The organism is Streptomyces sp. DT224 (assembly GCF_049844595.1).
Taxonomy (GTDB): domain Bacteria; phylum Actinomycetota; class Actinomycetes; order Streptomycetales; family Streptomycetaceae; genus Streptomyces.
Genome location: NZ_JBNCLI010000015.1, coordinates 108540 through 132464 on the forward strand (window position 1 = coordinate 108540; position 23925 = coordinate 132464).

A 23925-nucleotide genomic window follows, 5' to 3' on the forward strand; every position below is an offset into this window, starting at 1 on the left:
TCAGCCCTCCCGCGCCGCAGCGCACACCGCGCGGCAGATCCGTGCCACATCGTCGTCACCCGTCACGTACGGCGGCATGGTGTAGACGAGGTCCCGGAACGGCCGCAGCCACACCCCTTCGCCCACCGCCGCCGCGGTCGCCGCGGTCATGTCCACCTCGTGGTCCAGCTGCACGACCCCGATCGCGCCGAGCACCCGCACCTCGCGGACGCCGGGCAGCTCCCGCGCCACGGCCAGGCCCTCGTTCAGCCCGGCCTCGATCCGCTTGACCTCCCGCTGCCAGTCCTGGCCGAGCAGCAGGTCGATGGAGGCGCAGGCCACCGAAGCCGCCAGCGGGTTGCCCATGAACGTGGGCCCGTGGGCGAGCACCGGCACCTCGCCGCGGGAGATGCCGTCGGCCACCTCGCTCGTGCACAGCGTCGCCGCCATCGTCAGATAGCCGCCGGTCAGTGCCTTGCCCACGCACATCACGTCGGGGGACACCCCCGCGTGCTCGGCGGCGAACAGTCTTCCCGTACGGCCGAACCCCGTCGCGATCTCATCGAACACGAGCAGGACGCCGTGCGCGTCGCACGCCTCGCGCAGCACGCGCAGATAGCCGGGGGAGTGGAAGCGCATACCGCCCGCCCCCTGGACCACCGGCTCCACGATGACGGCCGCCAGTTCGTCGGCGTGCCGCTCGATCAGTTCGCGCACATGTGCCGCGTACGCCGGGTCGGGCTCGGAGTCGTAACCGGCGGGCGGTTCAGCGGCGAAGACCTGGCGGGGCAGGGCACCGGACCACAGCTCGTGCATCCCGCCCTCGGGGTCGCACACCGACATCGGCTGCCAGGTGTCCCCGTGGTAGCCGCCGCGCCAGGTCAGCAGCCGCTTCTTGGCCGGCCGCCCGGCCGACCGCCAGTACTGGAGGCACATCTTCACGGCGACCTCGACCGACACGGAGCCCGAGTCCGCGAGGAAGACGTGGCGCAGCGGCTCGGGCGTGATCTCCACCAGCCGGGCCGCCAGCCGGACGGCGGGCTCGTGCGTGAGCCCGCCGAACATCACATGGCTCATCCGGTCCAGCTGGCCGCGCGCCGCCTCGTTCAGCACGGGGTGGTTGTAGCCGTGCACGGCCGACCACCACGAGGACATCCCGTCGACCAACTCCTCGTGGCCGTGGACGGGTTCTGCCAGCCGCAGCCGGACCCCGGACGCGGACTCCACGACCAGCGGCTCCTGCCGGCCCGGCATGGGGCCGTACGGATGCCAGACGTGCGCCCGGTCCAGCTCCCGGAGCGCGGCGGGGGAGAGCGGCTCAGGCATTGGGAGCGAGGTCCGTGCCCGCGCCGCGGCGGCGGACCGCCACCAGATCCGTACGGGCACCCGGGGTTCCCGGTGCTTCGGCGGCGGGTACGGCTTCCGCCTCCGTGCCCTCCCCGCACGGCCGGCAGCCGCCGCCCGCGTGCGGAGCGCAGCCCTCGGCGTCGGAGGCACAGCCACCGCTCGCGTGCGCACCGCAGCCGGCCGCCGCGTCCGCGCGGTGCCGGGGGAGCGTCGTCGTGCCCGCCCCCTCCACCTCGAAACCGGCGTCCGCGATCATGTCCAGATCCGCCTGCCCGGCCTGGCCCTCACTCGTCAGGTAGTCGCCCAGGAAGATGGAGTTGACCAGGTTGAGGGCGAGCGGCTGCATCGAGCGCAGATGGACCTCGCGCCCGCCCGCGAGCCGCACCTCCACGTCCGGGCAGACGAACCGCACCATCGCCAGGATCCGCAGACAGCGCTGCGGCGTCAGGTTCCACTCCTTGGCGAGCGGCGTCCCCTCGAACGGGATCAGGAAGTTGACGGGCACCGAGTCCGGGTCCAGCTCGCGCAGCGAGAAGACCACGTCGACCAGGTCCTCGTCGCTCTCGCCCATTCCCGCGATCAGCCCCGAGCAGGCGGAGAGCCCGGCGGCCTGCGCCTGCTGCACCGTGTCGACGCGGTCGGCGTAGGTGTGGGTGGTCGTGATCTCCTCGTACGTCCCCTCGGACGTGTTGAGGTTGTGGTTGTACGCGTCGGCGCCCGCCGAACGCAGCCGGTCGGCCTGCCCCTCGGAGAGCAGACCGAGGCAGGCGCAGACCTCGACGCCCTCGTTTTGCTCCTTGATGGCCTCGATGGTCTGCGAGACCCGGTCGACGTCCCGGTCCGTCGGGCCCCGGCCGCTGGCCACCAGGCAGACGCGCTTGGCCCCGCCGGCCACCCCGGCCGCCGCCGCCTTCGAGGCCTCCTCCGGCTTCAGCCAGGTGTACTTGAGGATCTCGGCCTTGGAGCCGAGCCGCTGCGAACAGTACGAGCAGTCCTCGGGGCAGAGGCCGGACTTCAGGTTGACCAGGTAGTTCAGCTTCACCCGCCGCCCGAACCACTGACGGCGCACCTTGCCGGCCGCGGCCACCACGTCGAGCAGTTCGTCGTCGGGGGTCGCCAGTACGGCGAGCGCTTCTTCACGGGTCGGCAGCTCGCGCCGCAGCCCCTTGTCCACCAGCGTGTTCAGGAGGTCCATGGCGATGATCCTGACGCACCGCACCGCCCGGAGCCAAGGAGGAACCGGACAACAGAGCTGACACGGGGTGTGTGCATCGCCACACAGTGTCTTGGCGTGGGCCCGGTTAGGGTCTGTGAGCTGCCTACAAAAGGGACCGCTCATGCCCGCCACCCCGTTCGACTGGATCGAGGACGAGGCGCGCCGGCGCGCGGAGGCGGGGCTCGTCCGCCGGCTGCGGCCCCGCGAGGCCGAGGCGGAGCTGCTGGACCTCGCGAGCAACGACTACCTCGGCTTCACCCGGCACCCGGAGGTGACCTCCGCCGCGGCGGACGCGGCGCGCCGCTGGGGCGGCGGGGCGACCGGCTCCCGCCTGGTCACCGGCTCGACCGCGCTGCACGCCGAGCTCGAACGCGAACTCGCCGCGTTCTGCGGCTTCGAGGCCGGGCTCGTCCTCTCCTCCGGTTACGCCGCCAACCTGGCGGCCCTCACCGCGCTCACCGGACGCGGTGCCCTCATCGCGTCGGACGCGGGCAACCACGCCTCCATCGTGGACGGCTGCCGGCTCTCCCGGGCCGAGACCGCCGTCGTTCCGCACGCCGACCCGGAGGCCGTCCGCAAGACGCTGCGCGGGCACGCGGGCCGGAAGCTGGCCGTCACCGACTCGGTGTTCTCCGTGGACGGTGACGCCGCGCCGCTGCCCGCGCTGGCCGCCGTCTGCCGGGCGGAAGGCGCCGCGCTCCTGGTGGACGACGCGCACGGACTCGGGGTGCTCGGCGAGGGGGGACGGGGCGCGCTCGACGCGGCGGGACTCGCGGGCGACGCGGACGTCGTCGCCACGCTCACCCTGTCCAAGTCCCTGGGCAGCCAGGGCGGCGCGGTCCTCGGACCGGCCCGGGTCATCGACCATCTGGTCAACACCGCCCGGACGTTCATCTTCGACACCGGACTCGCCCCCGCCGCCGTCGGCGCCGCCCTGGGCGGACTGCGGCTGCTGCGCCGCGAACCGGACCGCGCGCTCAGGGCGCGTACGGTCGCCGGCGCGTTGTACGAGGGGCTGACGGCGGCCGGGCTGACGGCTGTGCGGCCCGACGCGGCGGTCGTCTCGGTCCGGGCGCCCTCGGCCGACGCCGCCGTGCGCTGGGCCGCCGACTGCCGGACGGCCGGGATGGCGGTGGGCTGCTTCCGGCCCCCGTCCGTCCCGGACGGCGTCTCGCGGCTCCGGCTGACCGCCCGCGCGGACCTGACGGACGAGCAGGTCGCACGGGCGGTGGAGACGGTGCGGCGGACCGCACCCCAGGGCTGAGGCAGGGCCGGCCTCAGCGTTTCAGACCGGAGACGAAGGACGCCCAGGCCGTGGTGGAGAACTCCAAGGGGGTCCTGGCCACGTCCTTCGAGTCGCGCACGGCCAGCAGCCGTCCGCTCCCGGACGGCGCGGTCTCCACGCAGTTGTTCATCCCCGTGCTGTAGCTGCTGCGTCGCCAACGCAACGCGTGCCGGGCGAGGTGATCGGACATGACGCTTCCTCCGGGCGGTGGGGGGTCACCGGTCGCCGCGGTCGATCGCGGCGATCAGATCCAGCGTGTGCTCCGGCGACAGCGCGTGCGTCTGAAGGGTTTCGAAGGCCGAGCTGTACGCCGCAAGGTCTTCTTTCCGTTCCAGATAGAGGCTACTCGTCAAATGGTCAAGGACGACCACGTCAAGGTCAGAAGCGGTCGGAAAAGAAAAGATAACGAAAGGGCTGGTGAGGCTCACATAGCCGCCGACCGAGAAGGGGAGTAACTGGAGTCGCACATGGGGAAGTTGCGCCACCCGGGCGAGATGGCGCAGCTGCTCACGCATCACTCTTCGGCCACCTACCTCCCGGCGCAGCACCGCCTCGTCCAGGACCGCGCTCAGCCGCAGCGGCGGCTCGCTCCGCAGTACCCCCTGCCGGGTCAGGCGCACCTCCACCAGTGAGTCCAGCTGTCCGGACGGCAGCCCGTCCAGGGAGGCCCGGGTCACCGCACGGGCGTAATCGGCCGTCTGCAACAGCCCGGGAACCACCGAGGTCTCCAGCGTGCGGGCGGTGCGCGCCTGGGACTCCAGGCTGATGAAGTCGCGGTACTGGGGCGGGATGAGACCCCGGTACGCGTGCCACCAGCCCGCTCCGCCCCCGCCCGCCGAACCGGCGAGCGCGCCCAGGACCTCGCGGAGCTTCGGGTCGCCCATTCCGTACGCGTCGAGGAGCCGGTTCACGTCATCCGGCCGCACTCCGCTGACACCTGTCTCGATCCTGCTCACCTTCGACTGGTGCCAGCCGACCAGCGCCGCCGCCTCCCTGCTCGTGAGACCTGACGCGTGACGCAGGCTCCGCAGCTCCTCTCCCAGCTTGCGGCGCCGTACCGCAGGGCCGTGCTGCATCCGATGGCTCCCTCCCGCTGCCCGACGAGCAGACAGTGTGGCGCCGGAGCGGGCCCGGGTGGGGAGAGTTCACCGGTTTGAGCGACAGATATATGCATATCTTGGTGGATCGCCGCCACGGAGGGCAGCATCGGTGGCAATCTGGCGCGAAGCACAACCGGACCGCTCGCCGGGCCGGTGACGGGTGGGAAAGGGACGGCTCGCCATGGCAGACCATCAGGAAGCACGTGTCACCCTGCCGAGCGAGCCGGTCTCGGTCTCCACGGCCCGGAGGTTCGTCGCCCGGGTCCTGACGGAATGGGGTCTGCCCGAGGACGCGGAGGCGGCCGACACCGTCCGCCTCATCCTCTCGGAGCTGGCCACCAACGCCGTGCTGCACACGTTCGGGCAGTCACCCACCTTCACCGTCGACCTCCGGCTGGAGCGCGACGAGGAGCTGCGCGTCGGCGTGACGGACAGCCACCCCCGCCGGCCCCGGCGGCTGCCCGCCGCCGTCCAGCAGGACAACGGCCGGGGCATGGTCATCATCCGCTCGCTGGCCAAGGAGTACGGCGGCCGGCTGACCGTCACCCCCACTGCCGACGGCGGCAAGACCGTCTGGGTGGCGCTCCCGTGGCAGGTCCCCGTCCAGCCGTGAGGCGCCCGGGTCAGGCAACCCGGCCGTAGTAGACGCTCCTGGTCCAGATCCTCTCCAGACGGACCACGGCCCCGGTCTTCGGCGAGTGCCAGATCTTCCCGCTGCCGGCGTAGATGCCCACGTGGTAGACGCTGCGCCCGGAATGGAAGAAGACCAGGTCACCTCGCTGGCGCTGGGACGCCGAGATGTGCCTGGTCCTGTTGTACTGCTGCTGGGCCGTCCGGGGGAGCTTCTTGCCCGCCTTCTTGAACGAGTAGAGCGTCAGCCCCGAACAGTCGAAGCTGCCGGGCCCGGTGGCGCCCCAGCGGTAGGGCGCCCCCTTCTTCGACGCGGCGATCTTCAGGGCCTTCGTCGCGTGGCCGGCCGCCTGCGCCTCGGGGGCGGCTCCCGGGACGCACAGCGTGCCGCCGACGGCGGCGAGAGTCATGACCGAGGCCGTGGTGGCCCGGGCGAGCAGAGACGGGACATGAACCTGCGCACTCATGCGCAACCCTTCGTCAGCCGCCTGTGAAGGATGACCTGTCGGGTTCGGGCTGGCGAAGTTGCCCGGCCGCGCGAGGCGGCTTCACCCCGAGGGACGACCGGAGATCCGGCGGTCCCGTAGTGCTCGGGTCCTCCACTCCTGCCGATCCACTCCTGTCGACCAGTCATCCGGGCGGCGGCAGGACTCGGCGTCCGCCCGGACCGCCCCGCCGCGGTGGCGGGGGCTTGTCGTCCCAGGGATCTTGACTCACCTCGCGCCGGTTTTCCGAGCCGGGACAGCCATCGGTGAAGACCGCCGCGGATGGCCCGTTCAGGTGGACCGGAACCCGTACGGCGGTTCCTCCGCCGCCGTCGGCCATGGCCGTACCAGCGGTGTCGCGGAGGAATCCGCCCCATGCGCATCACGGAAAGGCAAATCGGTCCGTCGCTCGTGAGAGGGAACGCCTACGCCGAACGAGCGAGGAAATCCCGCGCGCCCCTCGGGCGTGTCGGTGACCTCCGGTGCCTCAGCCCGGCGGCGCCGGAGGCAGGGTGATCCGGGCCGCCCGCCGCTCGCCGTCCAGAGCCCGCAGCGCGCGGGTCAGCGTGGTGCTGTGGATACGTGTCTCGCCGCGCCGGTGCATCAGCGCGAGGGCGTCCCGCAGCTCCGCCGCGTGCGAGGCGAGCGCCTGGGCCGCGCGCAGGGCCGCGTAGGTGTCGTCGCCGTGAGCCGGGTTGATCCGGCCCACCTGGTCGAGTACATCGAGATAGCGGTCGACGAACGCGGATTCAGCTCCGGTCAGGGCGGGCAGCGGAGAGAACTCCGGTGGCTGCATCGCCGGTTCACCACTCTGGGCGCGGCGGCGCAGGTACCCGGTTACGCACGATGTGGTCGACCAGCCCGTACGCCAGGGCGCCCTCCGCGTCGAGGACGAGGTCGCGTTCGGTGTCCTCGGTGACCTGCTCGACGGAGCGTCCCGTGTGCCGGGCCAGCATGCCGGTCATCGTCGCCCGCATCCGGGCCAGTTCCCGCGCCTCGATCTCCAGGTCGGACGGCTGCCCCTGGACCGGCTCGTCCAGGGCGGGCTGGCTCACGACCACCTTGGCGCCGGGGAGCATGTGCCTCCGGCCCGGGGCGCCCGCGGCGAGCAGCACGGCCGCTCCGGCCCCCGCCCGGCCCAGGCAGAAGGTCTCCACCTCGCAGCTGAGGAAGTTCATCGTGTCGTACAGGGCCGTCATCGCGCCGAACGAGCCGCCCGGCGAGTTGATGTACAGCGAGACGGGCCGGTCCGGCGCGTCGTGCTCCAGATACATCAGCTGGGCCACCAGGTCGTTGGCGGCCGTCTCGTCCAGGGCCGTGCCGAGGAAGACCACCCGCTCGGCGAGCAGCTTGGAGTACGGGTCCAGGGGCCGGGAGCCCTGGGAGGTGCGCTCGGTGAACTCGGGCAGGACGTAGCGGGCGACGGGACGGTACACGGCTGTGCCTCTCCTCCGGTCGCGCGGGCACAGCGGGGAGCCCGCGCACGCTTCCGTAAAAAATGTACAGGATGTACAGAAGGTTATGATGGGAGCATGGCCTACGAGATTCCGGTGACGCAAGCCCGGGCTGAACTCGCCGAACTGATCAACCGTGTCGTCTACGGCGGCGAGCGCGTGGTCGTCACGCGCCACGGCAAACCGCTCGTCGCCCTCGTATCGGCCGCTGACCTGGAGCGACTCGAAAAGGAGGAGGCGGCGGAGCAGGAGCACGTGATCAGCTCGGTCTCCTCGATCGGCTCCACCCCGTCCGCTCCCGGCGAACGGCAGCGCTTCGGCATCGCCGCCGAGCGCCGCGGCCACCACGGCCGGGACGACTGACCCCCGTACACGGCGAAGCGCCCCCGACCAGCCGGACGGGGGCGCATTCCTGAGCGTGGTCAGCCGGTCAGTGCGGGCTCCCGCACCGCCGCCGGCGCCGCGGTGTCCGCAGCCGTCCTGCGGCGCCCGCCGACGAGCACCGCGGCCAGCCCCAGCGCCGCCCACGCGCCGAGTGCCAGGGCGGGGGCGGCCGCCGCCGCGCCGTCGAAGAACGCCACCGAACGCAGCATCGACCCGCCCGCTCCGGGCGGCAGCAGCTGACCGATCAGGCCGACCGGCCGGGGGAGCAGTTCGGGTGCGCTGGTGACGCCGGAGAAGGGGTTGCCCAGGAGCACCATGAGCAGGGACCCCAAGCCGATCCCCGGCGTCCCGATCAGGGCCGCGAGCCCCGCGACCGGTGCCCCGATGGCGAGCACGGCCAGGGCGATGGTCCCGGCCTCGCTCCACCAGTCGCCGGTGAGGGCGCCGAGCCAGCTGTCCGTCACGGCGGTGGCCAGGAGCCCCACCGCGACGGCCACGCCGAGCAGTGCGGCCCCGGCCCGCGCCCCGCGCAGCCGCAGCATGGTGACGGCCGCACCGGCGGCGACCCCCGCGATGGCCAGCGGCATGATGCTCGCGCCGAGCACGGCGCCCCTCGGGTCGGCGGCGGGCGCGGCCACGACATCGGTGACCGGCACCTCGGAGCCGGCCGGGGCTGCGGCGGTCACCGCCTCGCGCAGCAGCTGGGCGACCACCGTGCCGCCCGCGCTCGCCGTCAGCAGCTCGGGGCCCTCGGCGGTGACCACGACCGCGCCGTAGACGGTCCGGTCCTCGATCGCGGCCCGGGCCGCGGCCTCGGAGTCGTACCGGTGCACGTCGAAGGCCCCGTCGCGCTCCTCGAGCCGCTGCTGGAGCCGGTCGGCGGCCGGTGCGGTACCGGCGATCCCGACCGGCAGGTCGCGCGGGGCGGTCCGGGCGGCGGGCCAGGCGAAGGCCCACAGGGCGAGGGTCACCACCAGCGGAACCAGCAGGACCACCACCACCAGGCGGCGGTTCGGGGTGAGGGGCATGGGACGGGCCTCGATTCAGGGGGATCCCTCAAAGAGAAGGATCGTTCGTTTTATAAGACATGGCCACTGTCACCCCGGCTGTCGGCGGTTGTCAAGAATGAATGTTCGTTTTAGGTTGGCCGCATGGCCCGTGTATCCCAGGCGCACCTCGACGCCCGCCGCAGACAGATCCTCGACGGCGCCGCGCGCTGCTTCGCCCGTGACGGCTTCCACGGCACCTCGATGCAGGACGTGCTGAAGGAGGCCGGTCTGTCGGCGGGGGCGGTCTACCGCTACTTCAGCGGCAAGGAGGACCTGATCGCGGCCATCGCCACCGAGGCCGTGAACGGGGTGCGCCGGGCCTTCGAGGGGGCGGCCCGGGACACCCCCGTCCCCGCCCCGGACGTCCTGATCGGCCGGGTGTCGCGGAGTCTGTTCGCGGACGGCCTCGAATCGGGCCGGGGGCTCGAACCCCGGGCGTACGCGGGGCTGATCGTCCAGGTGTGGTCCGAGACCCTGCGCAGCGAGCGGCTGGCGGCCACCCTCTCCGAGGCGTTCGAGGGACTGCGCCGCGTCTGGACCGAACTGGTCGGGCTGTACCGGGAGGCCGGGGTGCTCCGGGCGGACGTGCCTGACGAGCACGTCGCCCGGGCCCTGATCGCGACCGCCCAGGGGTTCATCGCCCAGCTCGCCATGTTCGGCGACACCGGCCCGGAGGCCCTGGAGAACGGCCTGCGCGGGCTGATGTCGATGGACCTGACGCAGGCGGGCTGACGCCGCCCGGGGTCATGCCTTCCGGCCGTGCTCCTCCCGCCAGGCGTCCTCGGCCGCGTGGTCGAACAGGCTACGTGCCGTAGGCCCGCGCCATCCGGCGCGCACAGCGGCCCGTCCTGTCTGCCCCGCCGCTCCCCGTACCCATGCGTTTCCCTTGCTCATGGCCCGTGGGCCGGGCCCGGCCCACGCCCCCTGCCCCGGCCAGCGGCGTTCACCGCTCGCGGATCCGCTGTCGGCGTCGCCGGTTCGGGAACCCGCCCGGCTGCTTGCCCTGGGCCGCCTCCTTCACCTTCACGGCGTACTCGTCCACGTACTCCTGGCCGGAGAGCCGCAGGATCGCGTACATGATCTCGTCGGTCACCGCGCGGACGGCCGCCTTCTCGTTCTCCAGGCCCGCGTAGCGCGAGAAGTCCAGCGGTTCACCGAAGCGGATGGTGACGGGCTTGATACGGGGGAGCCGGCGGCCGGGCGGCTGGATCTCGAAGGTGCCGACCATCGCGCACGGCACCACCGGCACCCCCGCCCGGAGGGCCATCACCGCGACCCCGACCTTGCCCTTGTAGAGCCGCCCGTCGTGCGAGCGCGTGCCCTCCGGGTAGACGCCCAGCAGCTCGCCCCGCTCCAGCACCCCGATGCCCTCGCGGATCGCGGCCTGCCCCGCCTCCTTGCCCGACCGGTCCACCGGGATCTGACCCGCGCTGCGGAAGAAGGCGGCCGTCAGCCGCCCCTTCACGCCCGGGCCCGTGAAGTACTCCGCCTTGGCCAGGAAGGTGATCCGCCGCCTGAGGATCGCGGGCATCAGGAAGTGGTCGGAGAACGACAGGTGGTTGCCCGCGACGATCGCGGCGCCATCGTCCGGGACGTGCTCCGCGCCCTCGATGACCGGCCGGAACAGCAGCCGCAGCACCGGCCCGAGAACGACGTATTTGAGGACGTAGTAGAACACGGTCGCTCCCCGGTCCGGTGGCGTCAGCGGGTCGATGATGGAGACATGGGGCCGCTGATGGAGACATGTACCCCGTACCCGCCGGGCGACGCCGTGGTCTCACATACCCGCGCCGAAGTCCTGGGTCCAGACGATGCCGCCGGGGCTGTCCTGTATGCCCACGCCCAACTCCTTGAACGAGCAGTTCAGGATGTTCGCCCGGTGGCCCGGGCTGTTCATCCAGGAGTTCATCACGTCCGCCGGCGTCCGCTGCCCCTTCGCTATGTTCTCCCCGTACGTGCTCCACCGGTAGCCGGCGGCCGTGATCCGCTCGCCGGGGCCCGAGCCGTCCTGCGAGGTGTGCGAGAAGTAGTCCCGCGCGGCCATGTCCTCGGAGTGCCGCTGCGCGGCGGTCGTCAGCTCGTCGTTGCCGGTCACCGGCGAGCAGCCCTCCTTCGCGCGCTCCGTATTGACCAGGGCCAGGACCTGTTCCGCGTCCGACGGCGGGCTCGGCGCGGACGGGGCCGGGGCAGGCCGCGTCGCGGCCGGGGACTTCGCCGCCGGGGGACGGCTGGTCGCGGGGGCCGTCTTCCTCGGCTTCGCCCGGTCCTTCCTCTCCGTGGCGCTCGGGCTCGGTCTCGCGGCGGGGTGCGAGGGCGCGGCGGACGGCGTCGCGGAAGCGGACGCCTCGGCGGAAGCGGTCGCGATGACGGAACCGCCGGTCTCGGGGGCGGTCGCGACGGAGACCTCGTCGCCGCCGTCGTCCCCCGTCGACAGATGGACGGCGGCGCCCCCGGCCCCCAGCACGCCCACCGCGACGACGGACGCCACCACGGCGTTCCGCCGCCGGCGGCGCGCCTGGTCCCGGCGCAGCGCCGCCCGGCCCGGCCGCGCGGACGCGCCGAGGGGCGCACCGGCCGCGACCTCGGCCGGCCGGTGGCTCCGGCCCGCCCCGGCCACCGCGATCGGCACCAGCGCGAGGCCCACGAGCAGGCCCTCGGCCGGCACCAGCCCCGAGCCGAACCCGGAGCAGACCGTGCAGCCGCGCGCGTGCCGTGCGATGCGCTTGCGCCACAGCGGCGAGGGGGCCCCGTCCCACCCGACGAGGATGTCGTCCAGCAGGACGCACCGGGGCCGGGCGGCCAGCGCGCCCACCACCACCCGGGCGGTGTCCAGCCGCGCCTTCATCCGCTGCACGCGTACGGCGGTGTGCTCGGGCGACAGGTTCATCGCGGCGGCCACCTCGGCCCGGGTCAGCTCGCCCGCCGCCTCCAGCCACCACAGCGAGAGCAGCGCCCGGTCTTCCTCGTCCACCCAGCGGGTCGCCTCGGCGACCTGCCGGCGCTGCCCGGACAGGCCGAGCCGCAGGATCGTCACGTCCACGAAGTCCGCCGCGGGATCGACCCGGTCGTGGCCGGTGGCCAGGGGCTCCACGGGGATCGCGGCGGACTGCCGGTCGCGCCAGTGCCCCCGTATCTCGTTCATCGCGATGGCCACCAGCCAGGAGCGGAAGCGGTCCGGGTTCCGCAGGCCGGGCAGGGCGCGCAGCATGCGCAGGACCGTCTCCTGCACGACGTCGTCCACGTCCGCGTGGCCGTTGAGCGCGCGTCCGACGATGTTGTAGAGCAGCGGAAGACAGGAGGCGACGAGCTGGTCCTTGGCGTCGCCGTCACCGGCCCGTGCCGCCTTGATCAACGCCCGTTCGCGGTCCTGGCCCATGCTGTGCTCACTCTTCCGGAGTCCTGTTCTGGCTTCACGCACACCTGGGAGATGCGGCCCGGCCGGAGACCATAACAAAAACCCGTCGCTCACTTGTGCGGGTGCGCCGAAAGGGGTCCGGCCCCGCCACGGAGGTGGCGGGGCCGGACGGGATTCACCGGATCATCCGGCGGGTTGTTCAGGGCGCGGTGCCCCAGGAGAGCGCACCGGCCGTGTACACGCCGACCTTCGAAGCGTCGGCGAACGAGGTGCCCGTGCCGTGGCTGTAGTCGTCCGCCTCGTTGAAGTTGGACCAGTCGCTCTTGTTCAGCCGCAGCTGCATCTCACCGGTGGAGGCGCCGGCCGCGAGGGTGCCGCTGCCGAAGGAGACCTCCAGGTAGTGACTGGCGCCGGCCGCGGAACCGCCCGACTTCACCGCCAGGCTCAGCTTCCCGCAGCCCAGGACCGCGTAGTCGCACGAGGTGCCGAAGGTGGAGGAGCCGGACTCGGGGGTGAACCAGTAGCGCAGCTTCACCGTGGACAGGTCCACCGCCGTGCTGCCGGTGTTGGTCAGCTGGAGACCGAACCGGATCTGGTTGTCGGTCGCGGAGGAGTCGTTGTTCTTGTACTGGACCTTCAGCGCGCCCGTTCCGGTGCCGCCCCCGGCGGAGGTGGTGACGGAGAGGGCCGAGGAGGCCGCCGAGACGTTGCCGGCCGCGTCCTTCGCCTTGACGGTGTAGCTGTAGGCGGTCGAGGCCGACAGACCCGTGTCGGTGTACGAGGTGGTGGTGGTCGAACCCACCTTGGTGGAGCCCCGGTACACGTCGTAGCCGGTCACGCCGGTGTCGTCGCTCGACGCCGACCAGGACAGCGAGACGCTGCTGCTGGTCTTCGCCGTGGACGTCAGACCCGTCGGCGCGGTCGGCGCCTGCGTGTCGTCGTCGTCGCCACCGCCATTGTCGCCGCCGCCGTCGATCGGCGGGTAGGCGTTACGCACCAGCTCCTGGAACTGCGCGGAGAACCAGTGACCCGCGACCGGGGCGTTCGGCAGGGCGCCGGACATGCTGTTGCCGTTGCGCCCGTTGCCCTCGTAGGTCGGGTCGCACATCCGGTCCCAGCCCTTGCCCTCGTCGTTCTCCACGGGCTCGCTGTTGCCGTCCGACTCCCCCGGGGGCTTCGCCCACACGTAGGCGTCGATCCCGGGCTCCGGGGCGGCGGTGGGCCGCTCACCGATGCCGGCACCGCTCTGGTTGCACCAGTTGCCGGCGTGGATCCGCCGGTCGACGCGGCCGCCGTTGATGTAGGCGTCCACGCTGGTCAGCGGGCCCGCCGAGGTGGGCCGGTCGGGACCGCCCCAGCCGTTGCGGGCGGTGTCGATCAGCATGCCGATGTTGGAGTTGAAGCCCTGACCGACCAGTTGGGTGCGCAGCGCCTGGGCGAACGTCAGCTCATCGGTGTAGTAGTTCCAGTCGATCCACTTGGACTGGCGCACCGTGGTGCCGTTCACCGAGTCGGTGATCTTGAAGTTCGGCTCCTTGAGGGCCGAGTAGTTCGCCGTGTTCACGATGAAGCCGGCGACGTCGTTGACCGTGGCGCCCTCGGAGGTGGCGGCCTTCTTGAACTCCAGGCCGGCCGGGGCCATGTTGCTGTCCCAGCCCAGCCAGCCGTGGTGCGCGGCGTCGATGTAGTTGTAGACGTTGGGAATGGCACCCAGGGTGTGCAGGGCGTAGCCGACACCCTTCTCGTAGTTGCCGTTCGCCTTCATCGTCGCGCAGTCCTCGGTGGAACCGGCGGTGCCGCCCGCGTTGGTGACGATGTTGGGCAGCGAGTCGGGCTCGATGATCGTGACGATGCGCAGGTTCGCGTACGCCGGGTCGGCGAGGATCTCGGCGATCGGGTCGATGTATTCGTCCTTGTACCGGTCGAGCTCCGTGGCGCCGAGCTCGCCTTGGGACGCCAGGGCCGCACAGTCACGACCCGGCAGGTCGTAGATGACGACCTGGAACAGGTCCGCACCCTGGGCGAGGGCGGTGTCCAGGTGGTCGCGCAGGCTCCGCTTCCCCTCCGTGCCCTCGATAGCCGCGATGCGGTCCATCCAGACGAAGGCGGGGGTGTCGGCGATGGCCGCACCGCCCGGCTCGGCCGCCGCCAGGGCGGACCAGTCCGGGTTCACGTACGCCTTGGCGCCCACGTAGGGGTTGTCGACCCGGGCCGCCGCCGCGTCGGCGGTGGTGGGGATCGCCACCGCCAGCGCCGCGCCCATGGCCAGGGCGGAGGCCGCGGCCAGCCTCCTGCGCAGACCTTGCTTGATGGTGCCTCTGGTACTCATTGCGGCTCCGTGCTCCTCTCGTACGCCTGCGGAGACTCCCCGCAGACGGGTTCATGGGGGGTGTGCCCGATGGCGGGCTGAGCGGGGTGAGTGTGTGGCCCGCCATCGGGAGTAGGGGGGTGACCGGTGGTTCGGCCGGTCACGGGGCGGTGTCCTTGACGTACACCCCGGCCTTCGAGGCGTCGGTGACGGTCGTGTGGGCGGCCGGGCCGTGGTCGCCGGTCTCGTGGGATGAGGCCGAGGACGCGCCGGTCAGCATCGACGCGGCGGCCAGGACCAGGGCGGCGGCCGTCCCGGCCAGCGCCGGCAGCGGGCGGCCTGTCACGGCTCGACACCCCAGGCGAGGGTGCCGGCGACATAGGCGCCGACCTTCGAGGAGTCCGCGTACGAGGTGTTGGTGGCCCGGCTGTAGTCGTTCGCCTCGTTGAAGTTCGACCAGTCGCTCTTGTTGAGCCGCAGCTGGATCTCACCGGTGGACGCCCCGGCGGCCAGCGTTCCGGCGCCGCCGGTGAATCCGACCTCCAGGTAGCGGTCGGCGCCGGTCTTCGGGCTGGAGACGGCGACCACCGTGTGCGTGATGGTGGAGGAGCCGAGCGCCGCGTAGTCGCAGTAGGTGCCGAAGGTGCTCGGTCCGCCGTCCGCGGTGAACCAGTACCGGACCTTCACCGTCGACAGGTCGACGGGCGCGCTGCCCGTGTTCACCACCTGGAGGCCCATCCGGATCTGGTTGTCCGTCGCGGAGGAGTCGGTGCTCTTGTACTGGACCTTCACCGCGCCGGTCCCGGACGAGCCGCCGGTCTTCGTCTTGGCGAGGACCGCGTCCGACAGCGCCGAGGTGTTGCCGCCCGCGTCCCGCGCCGCGACCGCGTAGGTGTACTCGGTGTTGGCGGCGAGCCCGGAGTCGGTGAACGTCCGCCCGGTCGCGTTGCCCGCCAGCACACCGTTGCGGTACACGTCGTAGCCGGTCACCGCGACGTTGTCGGTGGACGCCGACCAGGAGAGCGAGACGCTGTCCTTGGTGGTCGCCGTCACCGTCACACCGCCCGGCGCGGTCGGCGGCTCGGTGTCGACGCCCGGCTCGCCGCCGCCGCCCTCCACCAGCAGCTCTGCGTAGATCGCGAAGGCCAGGGCGAGCGCCGCCTGCGCCCAGAAGCGGTGGTACGTGAAGACGGGCGCGTCCCCGCCGTCCAGGTACGCCTGCACCTTCGGCCAGTCCGGGTCGTCCTTGTACCAGCTGCGGATGGAGAGGAAGGTCGAACCGGGCCGGATCGGGTCGCCGTTGGGCATGGTCCCCGACCAGCCGGACGGGATGTACACCTCGTCCTCGAACCGGTTGTAGTCCAGCCGGGTCTCCGGCACCGAGATGCCCTTGTCCGTCGTGTTCAGGGCCATCGCGTCCAGCAGCGCCTTGGCGAGCGCCGCCGCGTCCTGGTCGCCCGACTTGGCGGCGTAGTAGGTGAGCGTCTTGACGTACGCGGCACCCACACCGACGTCGTTGGCGTAGTTCACGACCGAGACGTGCAGGCCGGCGTTGTCCCCGGGCGACGCGGCGTTCCAGGTGTCCGGCTCGCCCGTCCAGTTCAGGGTGGAGGGGAAGCGGAAGCTGCCGTCGGAGCCGATGGTCGTCTCGCTCGACGCCCAGGCGACCCACTTCGAGAGCACCGCCTCGGCGGTCGCGTTGCCGGTCACGTAGTAGTACGCGGCGACGCGCTCCATGCCCCACGCCTGAAAGCCGAACCAGTTGTTGCTCGCCGGGTCGTGGTACACCGGCTGCCAGTCGTACGCCATCCCGTAGAAGGTGGGCGTGCCGGCCGGGGGTTCGCTGTAGCTGCCCTCCCAGCTGTTGGTGCAGCCGCCCGCGAGGGCACCCTCGCTCGACTGGAGCCAGGTCAGGAACTCCAGCTGCCGGGTCAGGCTCTTGGACCAGTCCGACCTGGCCGTCGCCGACTTCGGGGTGAGCGAGGGCACGTTGGACAGCGCCCACGCGGCGAGCGGGTTCTGGTAGCCCTGGTGCGAGGCGCTGTCACCGATGCGCCAGGCCCAGCCGCCTCCGCTGCCCGCGGACCCGCCCCAGGCGTAGTACCACGACAGCAGGTAGTGCTGGGAGTCCCTGCCGGAGGCGGCCGGGCAGGAGTTGGGATCGGTGCAGTCGCCGATGCGCTTGAAGTACTTGTCGAACATGGCGTAGCGGAGGTAGTCGCCCATCTTGGCGGCCTTCGCCACCGACGCGGCGACCTGGCTCTCCTTGCCCTGCTCCGAGGCCCAGCGGTACGCCCAGTAGGCAGCCTGCACCGCGCGGGCGTCGGCGTCCGGCGCGTTGGTGTACTTCCACTGCTTGGCGTAGCTGGAGTCCCCGACGAACAGGTCGAGGTACCCGTTGGGGCCGCCGTACTTGAAGAGATCGGTGGTCGGCTGCGGCACCGTCTCCCACACCGACTCCTGCGCACCGCGCTGGTAGGTGTTGATGAAGGAGGCGCCGGCGCCCGGCCCGGACTGGTCGCCGGTGCCCGGCTTGTTGCCGTAGCCGTAGATGTTGTCCAGGTCCATCAGCCAGTGCATGCCGTAGACGTCCATCGTCCCGTAGGACGAGGCGAGTTCGGCCGAGAGCGGGTCGCTGCCGACCGGCACCGAGCCGTTCATCGCCGAGGGGTATCCGCTGGGCAGCGGGTGCTCGGCCGCGAAGGTCGCGGGTGCCGAGGGCTTGTACGAGCCGCTGGTGGGCTGGTCCACGTGCTGCGGGATGATGGTCTTTTCGGTCACCGCCCAGGCCGCGTTGAACGGTGCCCAGTCGCCGGTCACCCTGCCGTACGCCGCCTCCAGCCACATCCAGAAGCTCACTGCCTCCGACGTCGTCTGGTGGCCGTGGTCCGGCGCCTCGACCATCAGGGTCTCGACGGAGTGGTACGGGAGGCCGTCGGGGCTGAAGTAGCCGTTCGCGGGGTCCTTGAGCTTGGCGTACTGGGTGAGGAACGCCTGCGTGTACGGGTCGTCGGCCGCGGCGGCCGACTTGGCCCCGGCACCGGCCTGTGCCGAGGCGGGCTTGGCGACCGCGGTGCCCTGGACCAGGCCCATGGCCAGCACGCTGCCGCCGAGGGCGCTGCTGAACGTTCTACGTGATATCGACACAAATCCTCCAGTGGCGGGTGTCGTCGAGGGGGAGGGGAGGAGGGAAAGCGGTGGGGACGGGGAGCGGCGGGTTCGTGCGAGGGTTGCGCGGGGGAGCGGGGGCCTGAGCGGGCCCCGGGATCAGGGCTCGATGCCCCAGACCAGCTCGCCGCCGACGTACACGGTGACCTTCGAGGCGTCCGCGTACGAGGCGCCGGTGCCGTGGCTGTAGTCGTCGGACTCGTCGAAGTTCGACCAGTCCGTCTTGCTCAGGCGCAGCTGCATCTCGCCGGTCGATGCGCCCGGGGCGAGGGTGCCGCTCGCGAAGCCGACCTCGAGGTAGCGGTCGGCGCCGGCCTTCGGGGTGCTCGCGGCCGCCACCCGGTGCGTGATGGTGGAGCAGCCGATCGGCGACCAGTCACACCAACTGCCGTACGTAGTAGCGCCGTTGTCGCCAGAGAACCAGTAGCGGACGGTCACGGCGGGGAGGTTGACCGCGGTGCTGCCGGTGTTCACGAGTTGGAGACCGGGCTTGATCTGGTTGTCACCGGCCGCGGTGTCGTTGGCGCGGTACTGGACCTTCAGCGTGCCCGGCGTGGAGCCGTCGTCACCCCCGTCGTCGCCGCCGTCCTCGTCGCCCAGGGCGGTGCGCACGGCGGCGTAGGCGGGCTTGGGGGCCAGGTTGTCGTCGTACAGGTTGGCGGCGCCCTCGCCCGGGAAGGTGCTCGGCACCCAGGAGTACTTGTCCGTGTAGTCCCAGACCGTGATGCCGACGCAGCGCTCGACGGCGAGGCAGGCGTCGACCACCTGCGCGTAGTAGGAGGACTGGGTGGCGAGCTTGGCGGAGTCCGCCGGAAGCTGCATGCGCACGTCAAGCTCGGTGACGGCGACGTCCAGGCCCAGATCGGCGAACCGCTGCATGTTCGCCTGCATCTGGTACGGGAAGCCGTACTGGGTCGCCAGGTGCGCCTGCATCCCGACCCCGTCGAGCGGCACGCCGTCGGCGAGCAGGCCGCTCACGAGGTCGTACATCGCGTCGCTCTTCGCGCCCTTGCCCTCGACGTTGTAGTCGTTGATGTACAGCTTGGCGTCCGGGTCCGCGGCGTGCGCCGCGCGCAGGGCCTTGGCGATGTAGTCCTTGCCCATGGCGTTGTAGAACGGGCTGGTACGGAAGGTCCCGTCCTCGTTGAACGGCTCGTTCACCACGTCCCAGGCTGCCACCTCGCCGCGGTAGTGGGTGGCCTCCGCGGTGATGTGGTCGGTCATGGCCGTCTCCACCTCGGCGGAGGGCAGCGCGCCCACCCAGCCGGGCAGCTGGTTGTGCCAGACCAGGGTGTGTCCGCGCACGGTCTGGCCGTGCTCCTGGGCGAAGTCGGTGACCACATCGCCCTTGGTGAAGTCGAACCGGCCGCGGGTGGGCTCGGTGGTGTCCCACTTCATGGAGTTGCCGGGGGTGATCTGCCCGAACTCGGAGCCCAGTTTCGCCGCGTAGGCCGCGTCGGGGAGCTCGGGGTTGTCGGTGGCGGAGCCGAAGTACTTGCCCTGGGCTGCGGCGAGGTCGTGCAGTGTGTCCTGCGACGCGGCCGACGCCGGCCCGCCGGCCAGACCGGTGGCGGCCAGGGCGAGGGCGCCGGCCACGAGGGCCGGGAGCCCCGTGGTGCGGCGGGGCCTACAGCGCTTCACCAAGCTCATGACAAACGCCTTCCTCTGCCGGGCAGCGCGGACTGTCACGGGGAGCGCGGCTGCGCCCCGTAACGCCCTTGCGGCTCAACGGCGTTGGGGGAGAAGGGGAGGGGGTGGAGTGTGCAAGTCTTGATTGTGGGAGCGCTCCCAAGGTGGCGTGGCGACAGGCACCTGTCAAGAGTTAAAGCGCAACTGGCTTACGGGCGTGTGAACGGCGCCACACGTCGAACGGACACCCGTCGCAGGGGAGTTGCCGTTCAGGTAACTGCAGGTAACCAGGTCCGGCGGCACCCCTGCCGCGTCCCTGGCGGTCGTTCGCAATCGCATGCGAGGGGGCGCGCGTGCGGCCGGAGCGCGCCGTGTGGTGAGCAGCCGTGCGGTCACCCGGGGTGAGATGTGCGTACGGAGCGGTGACGGGTTCCACGCTGCGTCCGTGGCGACGAAGCGCAGGGCAGAGGCGTGTCCGGCCGGACTCATCGGCGGTGCGGCCGGCCCGGCGGTAACGTTCGCTCCCGCGCCGAAACGCACCGGGAGTGACGGACGAGGCAGGAGCCGTCGTGGCCGCCCGGGGCGTTTGCGACGTTCGCATCGTGGTCCGCCGGGGCCGGATGTGTGCGTGACAGCCGCAGGGCCCGCGCGCGGGGCGGGCCGGTCGCGCGGGGCGGACGGAACCGGTTGCGGCCGGTTACCGTATGCGCCGGTTCACCTCTGCGTAACGCTGCCCGATCCTCGCCGGGCGGACGCGGAACAGTGCGTGGGAGCGCTCCAGTCCCCGGGCCGGGAGGTGTCCGGAGCCCGGAACGGCCCCGGCCGTGGGTACAGTCGTCGCCCATGACGGACGACTGGCGGCAGGACCGGATCGGCGCCGCGCTCCGGGGCGAGAATCCGACGGTGCTCCGGCGGCTGGAGGCGGGGTTCGCCGTGATCGGGGACGTCCAGTTCCTGCCGGGCTACTCGGTGCTGCTGGTGGACGACCCCGGCGTGCGGCGTCTGTCGGAGCTCCCCCGCGCGGGGCGGCCGGCCTTCCTGGCAGACATGGACGCCCTCGGCGAGGCCGTCGAACGGGCCTGCGAGCGGCTGGACCCCGCCTTCCGGCGGGTCAACCTGGAAATCCTCGGCAACACCGATCCGTTCCTGCACGCGCACGTGTGGCCCCGCTACGGCTGGGAGCCGCCGGAGGCGCTGAGCAGGCCGGTCTGGCTGTACCCGCGTGAGCGGTGGCACGACGAGAGCCACGCGCTCGGCCCCCGGCACGCCGCCGTGCGCGAGGCGATCGGCGAGGAGCTGGACCGCCTCACGTCTCCCGCGTAGCCGCCATCCCGATCGTGATCAGCCCCAGGATCACCCAGCCGAACCAGAGCCAGCCGTTGCTCCCCAGGGCCACCGTGTACGCGGTCACCGCCACCAGAGCGCCGGCGGTGAGCATTCCCATCGTCTTCGTGGATCCGGACATGCGCGCACCCTCCTCGTCGGCCGCGCGGCCGTAAAGGCCATCGTCACCCGAAAGGAGGGTCCGCCGCTACTGTCCGCGCGCCTGCAACGAAGCGAGGTACGCGTTGTACGCCTGGAGCTCCCGGTCCCCGTCGCGGTCCGCCGCCCGGTCCGAGCGCTTCGCCGTCCGCTGTTCCGAGCGGTACCACTGGAACACCAGGGCCACCAGGACCACCACCGAGGGGATCTCGCTGAACGCCCAGGCGATGCCGCCCGCCGCGCTCTGGTCGGACAGCGCGTCGATGCCCAGCGAGGCCGGCGGGTCCTGGTACACCTCCACCATCGGCGTGGAGGCCATCATGAGGGCGATCCCGAAGAACGCGTGGAACGGCATCCCGGCGAACAGTTCCAGCATCCGCATCACATAGCCGGGGCGGTGCGGCCCCGGGTCAACGCCCATGATGGGCCAGAAGAAGAACAGGCCGACCGCCAGGAAGTGCACCATCATCACGAGGTGCCCGGCCGTGGAGCCCATCAGGTAGTCGAAGAGCGGCGTGAAGTACAGGCCGTACAGGCTGGCGATGAACAGCGGGATCGTGAACGCGGGATGCGTGACGATCTTCATGTACCGGCTGTGCAGGAGCATCAGCAGCAGCTCGCGCGGCCCCTTGGTGCCACGCGGCGCGACCGGCAGCGCGCGCAGCGCGAGTGTCACCGGCGCACCCAGCAGGAGCAGGATGGGCGACAGCATGCTGATCACCATGTGCTGCACCATGTGCACGCTGAACATGACCATGCCGTAGTCGTTGAGCCGGGTGCACATCACCAGTGCGATCGTCAGCACGCCGATCACGAACAGGACCGTGCGCCCCACCGGCCACTCGTCGCCCCGCCGCCGCAGCCGCAGCACCCCGTACCCGTACAGCAGCACCGCCAGGACGCAGCCGATCAGGAAGAACGGGTCCGCGGAGAAGTGGAGCCCCCGTCCCAGCGTGAACGGCGGCAGGTCCATGTTCATGCCGTGCCCGCTGTGATCCATCAGTTCACTCCCGATGGGAACGCCGGGACGTCCCCGTTTCGTGCTGGTTGTCCCGACCAGAGTAGAACCGCCCCCGGCCGAGGATGCGGCCGGGGGCGGTCTCGTGCCGGGGTGTCGCTCAGAGCACGCACTCCGCCTCGGCGTACCGGGCGGCCGGGACCGTCTTCAGGGTCTCCACCGCGTGCGCGAGCGGCACCAGGGTGATGTCCGTGCCGCGCAGCGCGGTCATCATGCCGAACTCACCGCGGTGCGCCGCCTCGACCGCGTGCCAGCCGAACCGGGTCGCGAGGACGCGGTCGTACGCGGTCGGCGTGCCGCCGCGCTGGACGTGGCCCAGGATCACCGGGCGGGCCTCCTTGCCGAGGCGCTGCTCCAGCTCGACGGAGAGCTGGGTCGCCACGCCCGTGAAGCGCTCGTGGCCGTAGACGTCCGTGGCGCCCGAGGTGAACTCCATGGAGCCCTCGCGCGGCTTCGCGCCCTCCGCGACCACGACGATCGCGAACTTCTTGCCGGCCGAGAAGCGCCGGCCCACGACCTCGGTCAGTTCGTCGATGTCGAAGGGACGCTCCGGGACGACGATGGCGTGCGCGCCGGCCGCCATGCCGGAGTGCAGCGCGATCCAGCCGGTGTGGCGGCCCATGACCTCGACGATCATGACGCGCTGGTGCGACTCGGCGGTGGTCTTCAGCCGGTCCAGCGCCTCGGTGGCCACGCCGACCGCGGTGTCGAAGCCGAAGGTCACGTCGGTGGAGGCGATGTCGTTGTCGATGGTCTTCGGCACACCGACGATCGGCAGCCCCGCCTCGGAGAGCAGGTTCGCCGCCTTGAGGGTGCCCTCGCCGCCGATCGGGATGATCGCGTCCAGCCCGAGGTCACGCACATGGCCCCGGGCCGTCTCGATGCCCCCGCGCAGATGTGCCGGCTGGACCCGGGAGGAGCCGAGGATCGTGCCGCCTCGGGCGAGGATGCCGCCCACGCCGTCCAGGTCGAGCTTGCGGTAGTCGCACTCAAGGAGGCCCCGCCACCCGTCGTGGAAGCCGATGACCTCGTCGCCGTGGTCGACCACAGCGCGGTGGACGACGGACCGGATGACGGCATTGAGGCCGGGGCAGTCGCCGCCGGAGGTGAGCACACCAATTCGCATTGCCCGGGAAACCTTTGCAACGTGGGCCGACGACCGGACCACGTCGTCCGGTTGGATCCCCGCCACCCTACCGGCGCAGGGTGACGGGACCGAACCCGGCGTCCGCCTGCTGGACGCCGCTCATCCGAGCCCCGCGTCACTCATCGGACAACCAGTGAAGAGCCTGGTCAGGCGGGCTGTGTGGCAGCCGCGACGCGCTCCGCGCGCAGCGCCTCGTACCACCGGTCGTCGGTCGGCGGGAGCGCGTTCACATCGAGGGCCAGCTTGAGCAGCAGGTCCGCGATCAGGGGGTTCCGCGCCATCACCGGACCGTGCATGTACGTGCCGAACACGGTGTCGTTGTACGCGCCCTCGGTGCCGTCGCCCGTGCCGTTGCCCCGGCCGAACCGCACCCGGGCGAACGGCCGCGCCGTCGGCCCGAGGTGGGTGACGCCCTGGTGGTTCTCGAACCCGGTCAGCGGCGGAAGCCCCAGCTGCGGGTCGATGTCCGCGAGCACGTCGCCGACGCACCGCGCACCCTCGCCGCGCGTCGAGACCACGTCCAGCAGGCCGAGGCCCTGCTCGCGCTCACCGAGGTCGTTGATGAACTCGTGGCCGAGGATCTGGTAGCCGGCGCAGACCGAGAAGATGATCGCGCCGTTGGACGCGGCCCGGGCGAGCCCGCCGTCGCGGCGCAGCCGCTCCGCCGCGAGCCGCTGCGGCCGGTCCTCGCCGCCGCCGATCAGGTAGATGTCGCCCGACGTGGGCACCGGCTGGTCGCTGCGCACGTCGACGCGCGCCACGTCCAGGCCGCGCTGGCGGGCCCGGCGCTCCACCACCAGGGCGTTGCCCTGGTCGCCGTAGGTGCTCAGCAGGTCCGGGTACACCCACACCAGCCGCAGGCTGTTGTTGCTCATGCTTCGTCCTCTCC

Annotated in this window: 23 protein-coding genes and 1 riboswitch; of the genes, 5 read left to right on the forward strand and 18 right to left on the reverse strand. The window is 71.8% G+C overall.

Annotated elements, in window-relative coordinates:
* Together ACLQ2N_RS32170 and bioB are read right to left on the reverse strand one after the other, a co-directional pair.
* Positions 1 to 1305 (reverse strand): adenosylmethionine--8-amino-7-oxononanoate transaminase, encoded by a 1305-nt coding sequence (locus ACLQ2N_RS32170; RefSeq protein ID WP_425818640.1) that lies wholly within the window; start codon positions 1303 to 1305, stop codon positions 1 to 3.
* A complete protein-coding gene (gene bioB / locus ACLQ2N_RS32175; RefSeq protein ID WP_425818642.1) occupies positions 1298 to 2521 on the reverse strand; it encodes a biotin synthase BioB in 1224 nt (407 codons plus the stop codon). The genes ACLQ2N_RS32170 and bioB overlap by 8 nt, the downstream gene beginning before the upstream one ends.
* A gap of 142 nt (positions 2522 to 2663) precedes the next feature.
* On the opposite strand from bioB, the gene ACLQ2N_RS32180 reads away from it, so the two are divergent.
* Entirely contained in the window at positions 2664 to 3806 is a 1143-nt protein-coding gene (locus ACLQ2N_RS32180; RefSeq protein ID WP_425818644.1) for an 8-amino-7-oxononanoate synthase, read from the forward strand.
* Positions 3807 to 3819: 13 nt separating this feature from the next.
* Here ACLQ2N_RS32180 and ACLQ2N_RS32185 read toward each other — a convergent pair whose 3' ends face one another.
* A complete protein-coding gene (locus ACLQ2N_RS32185) occupies positions 3820 to 4017 on the reverse strand; it encodes a DUF397 domain-containing protein (RefSeq protein ID WP_425818646.1) in 198 nt (65 codons plus the stop codon).
* Positions 4018 to 4042: 25 nt separating this feature from the next.
* Complete coding sequence (locus ACLQ2N_RS32190) at positions 4043 to 4903, reverse strand: helix-turn-helix domain-containing protein (protein ID WP_425818648.1); 861 nt, start codon at positions 4901 to 4903, stop codon at positions 4043 to 4045.
* A gap of 205 nt (positions 4904 to 5108) precedes the next feature.
* On the opposite strand from ACLQ2N_RS32190, the gene ACLQ2N_RS32195 reads away from it, so the two are divergent.
* A complete protein-coding gene (locus ACLQ2N_RS32195; protein WP_425818650.1) occupies positions 5109 to 5540 on the forward strand; it encodes an ATP-binding protein in 432 nt (143 codons plus the stop codon).
* Between the two features lie 10 nt (positions 5541 to 5550).
* Here ACLQ2N_RS32195 and ACLQ2N_RS32200 read toward each other — a convergent pair whose 3' ends face one another.
* From ACLQ2N_RS32200 to ACLQ2N_RS32210, 3 genes are all read right to left on the reverse strand, one after another.
* Positions 5551 to 6024 (reverse strand): C40 family peptidase, encoded by a 474-nt coding sequence (locus ACLQ2N_RS32200; RefSeq protein ID WP_425818652.1) that lies wholly within the window; start codon positions 6022 to 6024, stop codon positions 5551 to 5553.
* A 3-nt stretch (positions 6025 to 6027) separates the two neighbouring features.
* A riboswitch (cyclic di-AMP (ydaO/yuaA leader) is annotated at positions 6028 to 6192 on the reverse strand.
* A 337-nt stretch (positions 6193 to 6529) separates the two neighbouring features.
* Positions 6530 to 6838 carry a hypothetical protein gene (locus ACLQ2N_RS32205; protein ID WP_425818654.1) on the reverse strand — a complete coding sequence of 103 codons (309 nt, stop codon included), beginning with the start codon at positions 6836 to 6838 and terminating at the stop codon, positions 6530 to 6532.
* A 7-nt stretch (positions 6839 to 6845) separates the two neighbouring features.
* Entirely contained in the window at positions 6846 to 7478 is a 633-nt protein-coding gene (locus ACLQ2N_RS32210) for an ATP-dependent Clp protease proteolytic subunit (protein WP_425818656.1), read from the reverse strand.
* Positions 7479 to 7574: 96 nt separating this feature from the next.
* On the opposite strand from ACLQ2N_RS32210, the gene ACLQ2N_RS32215 reads away from it, so the two are divergent.
* Complete coding sequence (locus ACLQ2N_RS32215) at positions 7575 to 7859, forward strand: type II toxin-antitoxin system Phd/YefM family antitoxin (RefSeq protein ID WP_425818658.1); 285 nt, start codon at positions 7575 to 7577, stop codon at positions 7857 to 7859.
* Positions 7860 to 7918: 59 nt separating this feature from the next.
* Here ACLQ2N_RS32215 and ACLQ2N_RS32220 read toward each other — a convergent pair whose 3' ends face one another.
* On the reverse strand, positions 7919 to 8908 hold the full coding sequence (locus ACLQ2N_RS32220; protein WP_425818659.1) for an ABC transporter permease: 990 nt from the start codon (positions 8906 to 8908) through the stop codon (positions 7919 to 7921).
* A 123-nt stretch (positions 8909 to 9031) separates the two neighbouring features.
* Here ACLQ2N_RS32220 and ACLQ2N_RS32225 point away from each other — a divergent pair, with 123 nt between their 5' ends.
* Entirely contained in the window at positions 9032 to 9661 is a 630-nt protein-coding gene (locus ACLQ2N_RS32225; protein WP_425818660.1) for a TetR/AcrR family transcriptional regulator, read from the forward strand.
* 211 nt (positions 9662 to 9872) lie between these two features.
* On the opposite strand, the gene ACLQ2N_RS32230 is transcribed toward ACLQ2N_RS32225, so the two are convergent.
* From ACLQ2N_RS32230 to ACLQ2N_RS32255, 6 genes are all read right to left on the reverse strand, one after another.
* A complete protein-coding gene (locus ACLQ2N_RS32230; protein WP_425818661.1) occupies positions 9873 to 10607 on the reverse strand; it encodes a lysophospholipid acyltransferase family protein in 735 nt (244 codons plus the stop codon).
* 99 nt (positions 10608 to 10706) lie between these two features.
* Positions 10707 to 12305, reverse strand: a complete 1599-nt coding sequence (locus ACLQ2N_RS32235; RefSeq protein WP_425818662.1) for a sigma-70 family RNA polymerase sigma factor — start codon at positions 12303 to 12305, stop codon at positions 10707 to 10709.
* 178 nt (positions 12306 to 12483) lie between these two features.
* The gene (locus tag ACLQ2N_RS32240) at positions 12484 to 14613 is read right to left on the reverse strand and encodes a glycoside hydrolase family 6 protein (protein ID WP_425818663.1); all 2130 of its coding nucleotides are present in this window, start codon (positions 14611 to 14613) and stop codon (positions 12484 to 12486) included.
* A gap of 139 nt (positions 14614 to 14752) precedes the next feature.
* Positions 14753 to 14938, reverse strand: a complete 186-nt coding sequence (locus ACLQ2N_RS32245) for a hypothetical protein (RefSeq protein WP_425818665.1) — start codon at positions 14936 to 14938, stop codon at positions 14753 to 14755.
* Positions 14935 to 17694: a glycoside hydrolase family 48 protein gene (locus tag ACLQ2N_RS32250; RefSeq protein WP_425818741.1), complete on the reverse strand. Its 2760-nt coding sequence runs from the start codon at positions 17692 to 17694 to the stop codon at positions 14935 to 14937. The genes ACLQ2N_RS32245 and ACLQ2N_RS32250 overlap by 4 nt, the downstream gene beginning before the upstream one ends.
* A gap of 165 nt (positions 17695 to 17859) precedes the next feature.
* Positions 17860 to 19410 (reverse strand): endo-1,4-beta-xylanase, encoded by a 1551-nt coding sequence (locus tag ACLQ2N_RS32255; protein WP_425818667.1) that lies wholly within the window; start codon positions 19408 to 19410, stop codon positions 17860 to 17862.
* Positions 19411 to 20232: 822 nt separating this feature from the next.
* On the opposite strand from ACLQ2N_RS32255, the gene ACLQ2N_RS32260 reads away from it, so the two are divergent.
* Positions 20233 to 20712 (forward strand): diadenosine tetraphosphate hydrolase, encoded by a 480-nt coding sequence (locus tag ACLQ2N_RS32260; RefSeq protein WP_425818669.1) that lies wholly within the window; start codon positions 20233 to 20235, stop codon positions 20710 to 20712.
* Here the strand turns inward: ACLQ2N_RS32260 and ACLQ2N_RS32265 are convergent.
* The 4 genes from ACLQ2N_RS32265 to ACLQ2N_RS32280 all read right to left on the reverse strand — a co-directional run bounded on the left by ACLQ2N_RS32265 (position 20696) and on the right by ACLQ2N_RS32280 (position 23911).
* The gene (locus ACLQ2N_RS32265) at positions 20696 to 20854 is read right to left on the reverse strand and encodes a hypothetical protein (protein WP_185992839.1); all 159 of its coding nucleotides are present in this window, start codon (positions 20852 to 20854) and stop codon (positions 20696 to 20698) included. The two genes, ACLQ2N_RS32260 and ACLQ2N_RS32265, sit on opposite strands and share 17 nt — an antisense overlap.
* A 66-nt stretch (positions 20855 to 20920) precedes the next feature.
* Positions 20921 to 21871, reverse strand: coding sequence for a cytochrome c oxidase assembly protein (locus ACLQ2N_RS32270; protein WP_425818671.1), 951 nt, complete (start codon positions 21869 to 21871; stop codon positions 20921 to 20923).
* A gap of 118 nt (positions 21872 to 21989) precedes the next feature.
* Positions 21990 to 23015, reverse strand: coding sequence for a 6-phosphofructokinase (locus tag ACLQ2N_RS32275; protein ID WP_425818673.1), 1026 nt, complete (start codon positions 23013 to 23015; stop codon positions 21990 to 21992).
* 167 nt (positions 23016 to 23182) lie between these two features.
* On the reverse strand, positions 23183 to 23911 hold the full coding sequence (locus tag ACLQ2N_RS32280; RefSeq protein ID WP_425818675.1) for a type 1 glutamine amidotransferase: 729 nt from the start codon (positions 23909 to 23911) through the stop codon (positions 23183 to 23185).
* Positions 23912 to 23925: the final 14 nt, after the last annotated feature.

Excerpts from the sequence above, each read along its gene's own strand:
- ACLQ2N_RS32205 (WP_425818654.1), bottom strand. The coding sequence starts at position 6,838 with ATGCAGCCACCGGAGTTCTCTCCGCTGCCCGCCCTGACCGGAGCTGAA.
- bioB (WP_425818642.1), bottom strand. The coding sequence starts at position 2,521 with ATGGACCTCCTGAACACGCTGGTGGACAAGGGGCTGCGGCGCGAGCTG.
- ACLQ2N_RS32195 (WP_425818650.1), top strand. The coding sequence starts at position 5,109 with ATGGCAGACCATCAGGAAGCACGTGTCACCCTGCCGAGCGAGCCGGTC.
- ACLQ2N_RS32265 (WP_185992839.1), bottom strand. The coding sequence starts at position 20,854 with ATGTCCGGATCCACGAAGACGATGGGAATGCTCACCGCCGGCGCTCTG.
- ACLQ2N_RS32200 (WP_425818652.1), bottom strand. The coding sequence starts at position 6,024 with ATGAGTGCGCAGGTTCATGTCCCGTCTCTGCTCGCCCGGGCCACCACG.
- ACLQ2N_RS32215 (WP_425818658.1), top strand. The coding sequence starts at position 7,575 with ATGGCCTACGAGATTCCGGTGACGCAAGCCCGGGCTGAACTCGCCGAA.
- ACLQ2N_RS32190 (WP_425818648.1), bottom strand. The coding sequence starts at position 4,903 with ATGCAGCACGGCCCTGCGGTACGGCGCCGCAAGCTGGGAGAGGAGCTG.
- ACLQ2N_RS32185 (WP_425818646.1), bottom strand. The coding sequence starts at position 4,017 with ATGTCCGATCACCTCGCCCGGCACGCGTTGCGTTGGCGACGCAGCAGC.
- ACLQ2N_RS32260 (WP_425818669.1), top strand. The coding sequence starts at position 20,233 with ATGACGGACGACTGGCGGCAGGACCGGATCGGCGCCGCGCTCCGGGGC.
- ACLQ2N_RS32240 (WP_425818663.1), bottom strand. The coding sequence starts at position 14,613 with ATGAGTACCAGAGGCACCATCAAGCAAGGTCTGCGCAGGAGGCTGGCC.
- ACLQ2N_RS32255 (WP_425818667.1), bottom strand. The coding sequence starts at position 19,410 with ATGAGCTTGGTGAAGCGCTGTAGGCCCCGCCGCACCACGGGGCTCCCG.
- ACLQ2N_RS32275 (WP_425818673.1), bottom strand. The coding sequence starts at position 23,015 with ATGCGAATTGGTGTGCTCACCTCCGGCGGCGACTGCCCCGGCCTCAAT.
- ACLQ2N_RS32220 (WP_425818659.1), bottom strand. The coding sequence starts at position 8,908 with ATGCCCCTCACCCCGAACCGCCGCCTGGTGGTGGTGGTCCTGCTGGTT.
- ACLQ2N_RS32170 (WP_425818640.1), bottom strand. The coding sequence starts at position 1,305 with ATGCCTGAGCCGCTCTCCCCCGCCGCGCTCCGGGAGCTGGACCGGGCG.
- ACLQ2N_RS32280 (WP_425818675.1), bottom strand. The coding sequence starts at position 23,911 with ATGAGCAACAACAGCCTGCGGCTGGTGTGGGTGTACCCGGACCTGCTG.
- ACLQ2N_RS32235 (WP_425818662.1), bottom strand. The coding sequence starts at position 12,305 with ATGGGCCAGGACCGCGAACGGGCGTTGATCAAGGCGGCACGGGCCGGT.
- ACLQ2N_RS32225 (WP_425818660.1), top strand. The coding sequence starts at position 9,032 with ATGGCCCGTGTATCCCAGGCGCACCTCGACGCCCGCCGCAGACAGATC.
- ACLQ2N_RS32270 (WP_425818671.1), bottom strand. The coding sequence starts at position 21,871 with ATGGATCACAGCGGGCACGGCATGAACATGGACCTGCCGCCGTTCACG.
- ACLQ2N_RS32180 (WP_425818644.1), top strand. The coding sequence starts at position 2,664 with ATGCCCGCCACCCCGTTCGACTGGATCGAGGACGAGGCGCGCCGGCGC.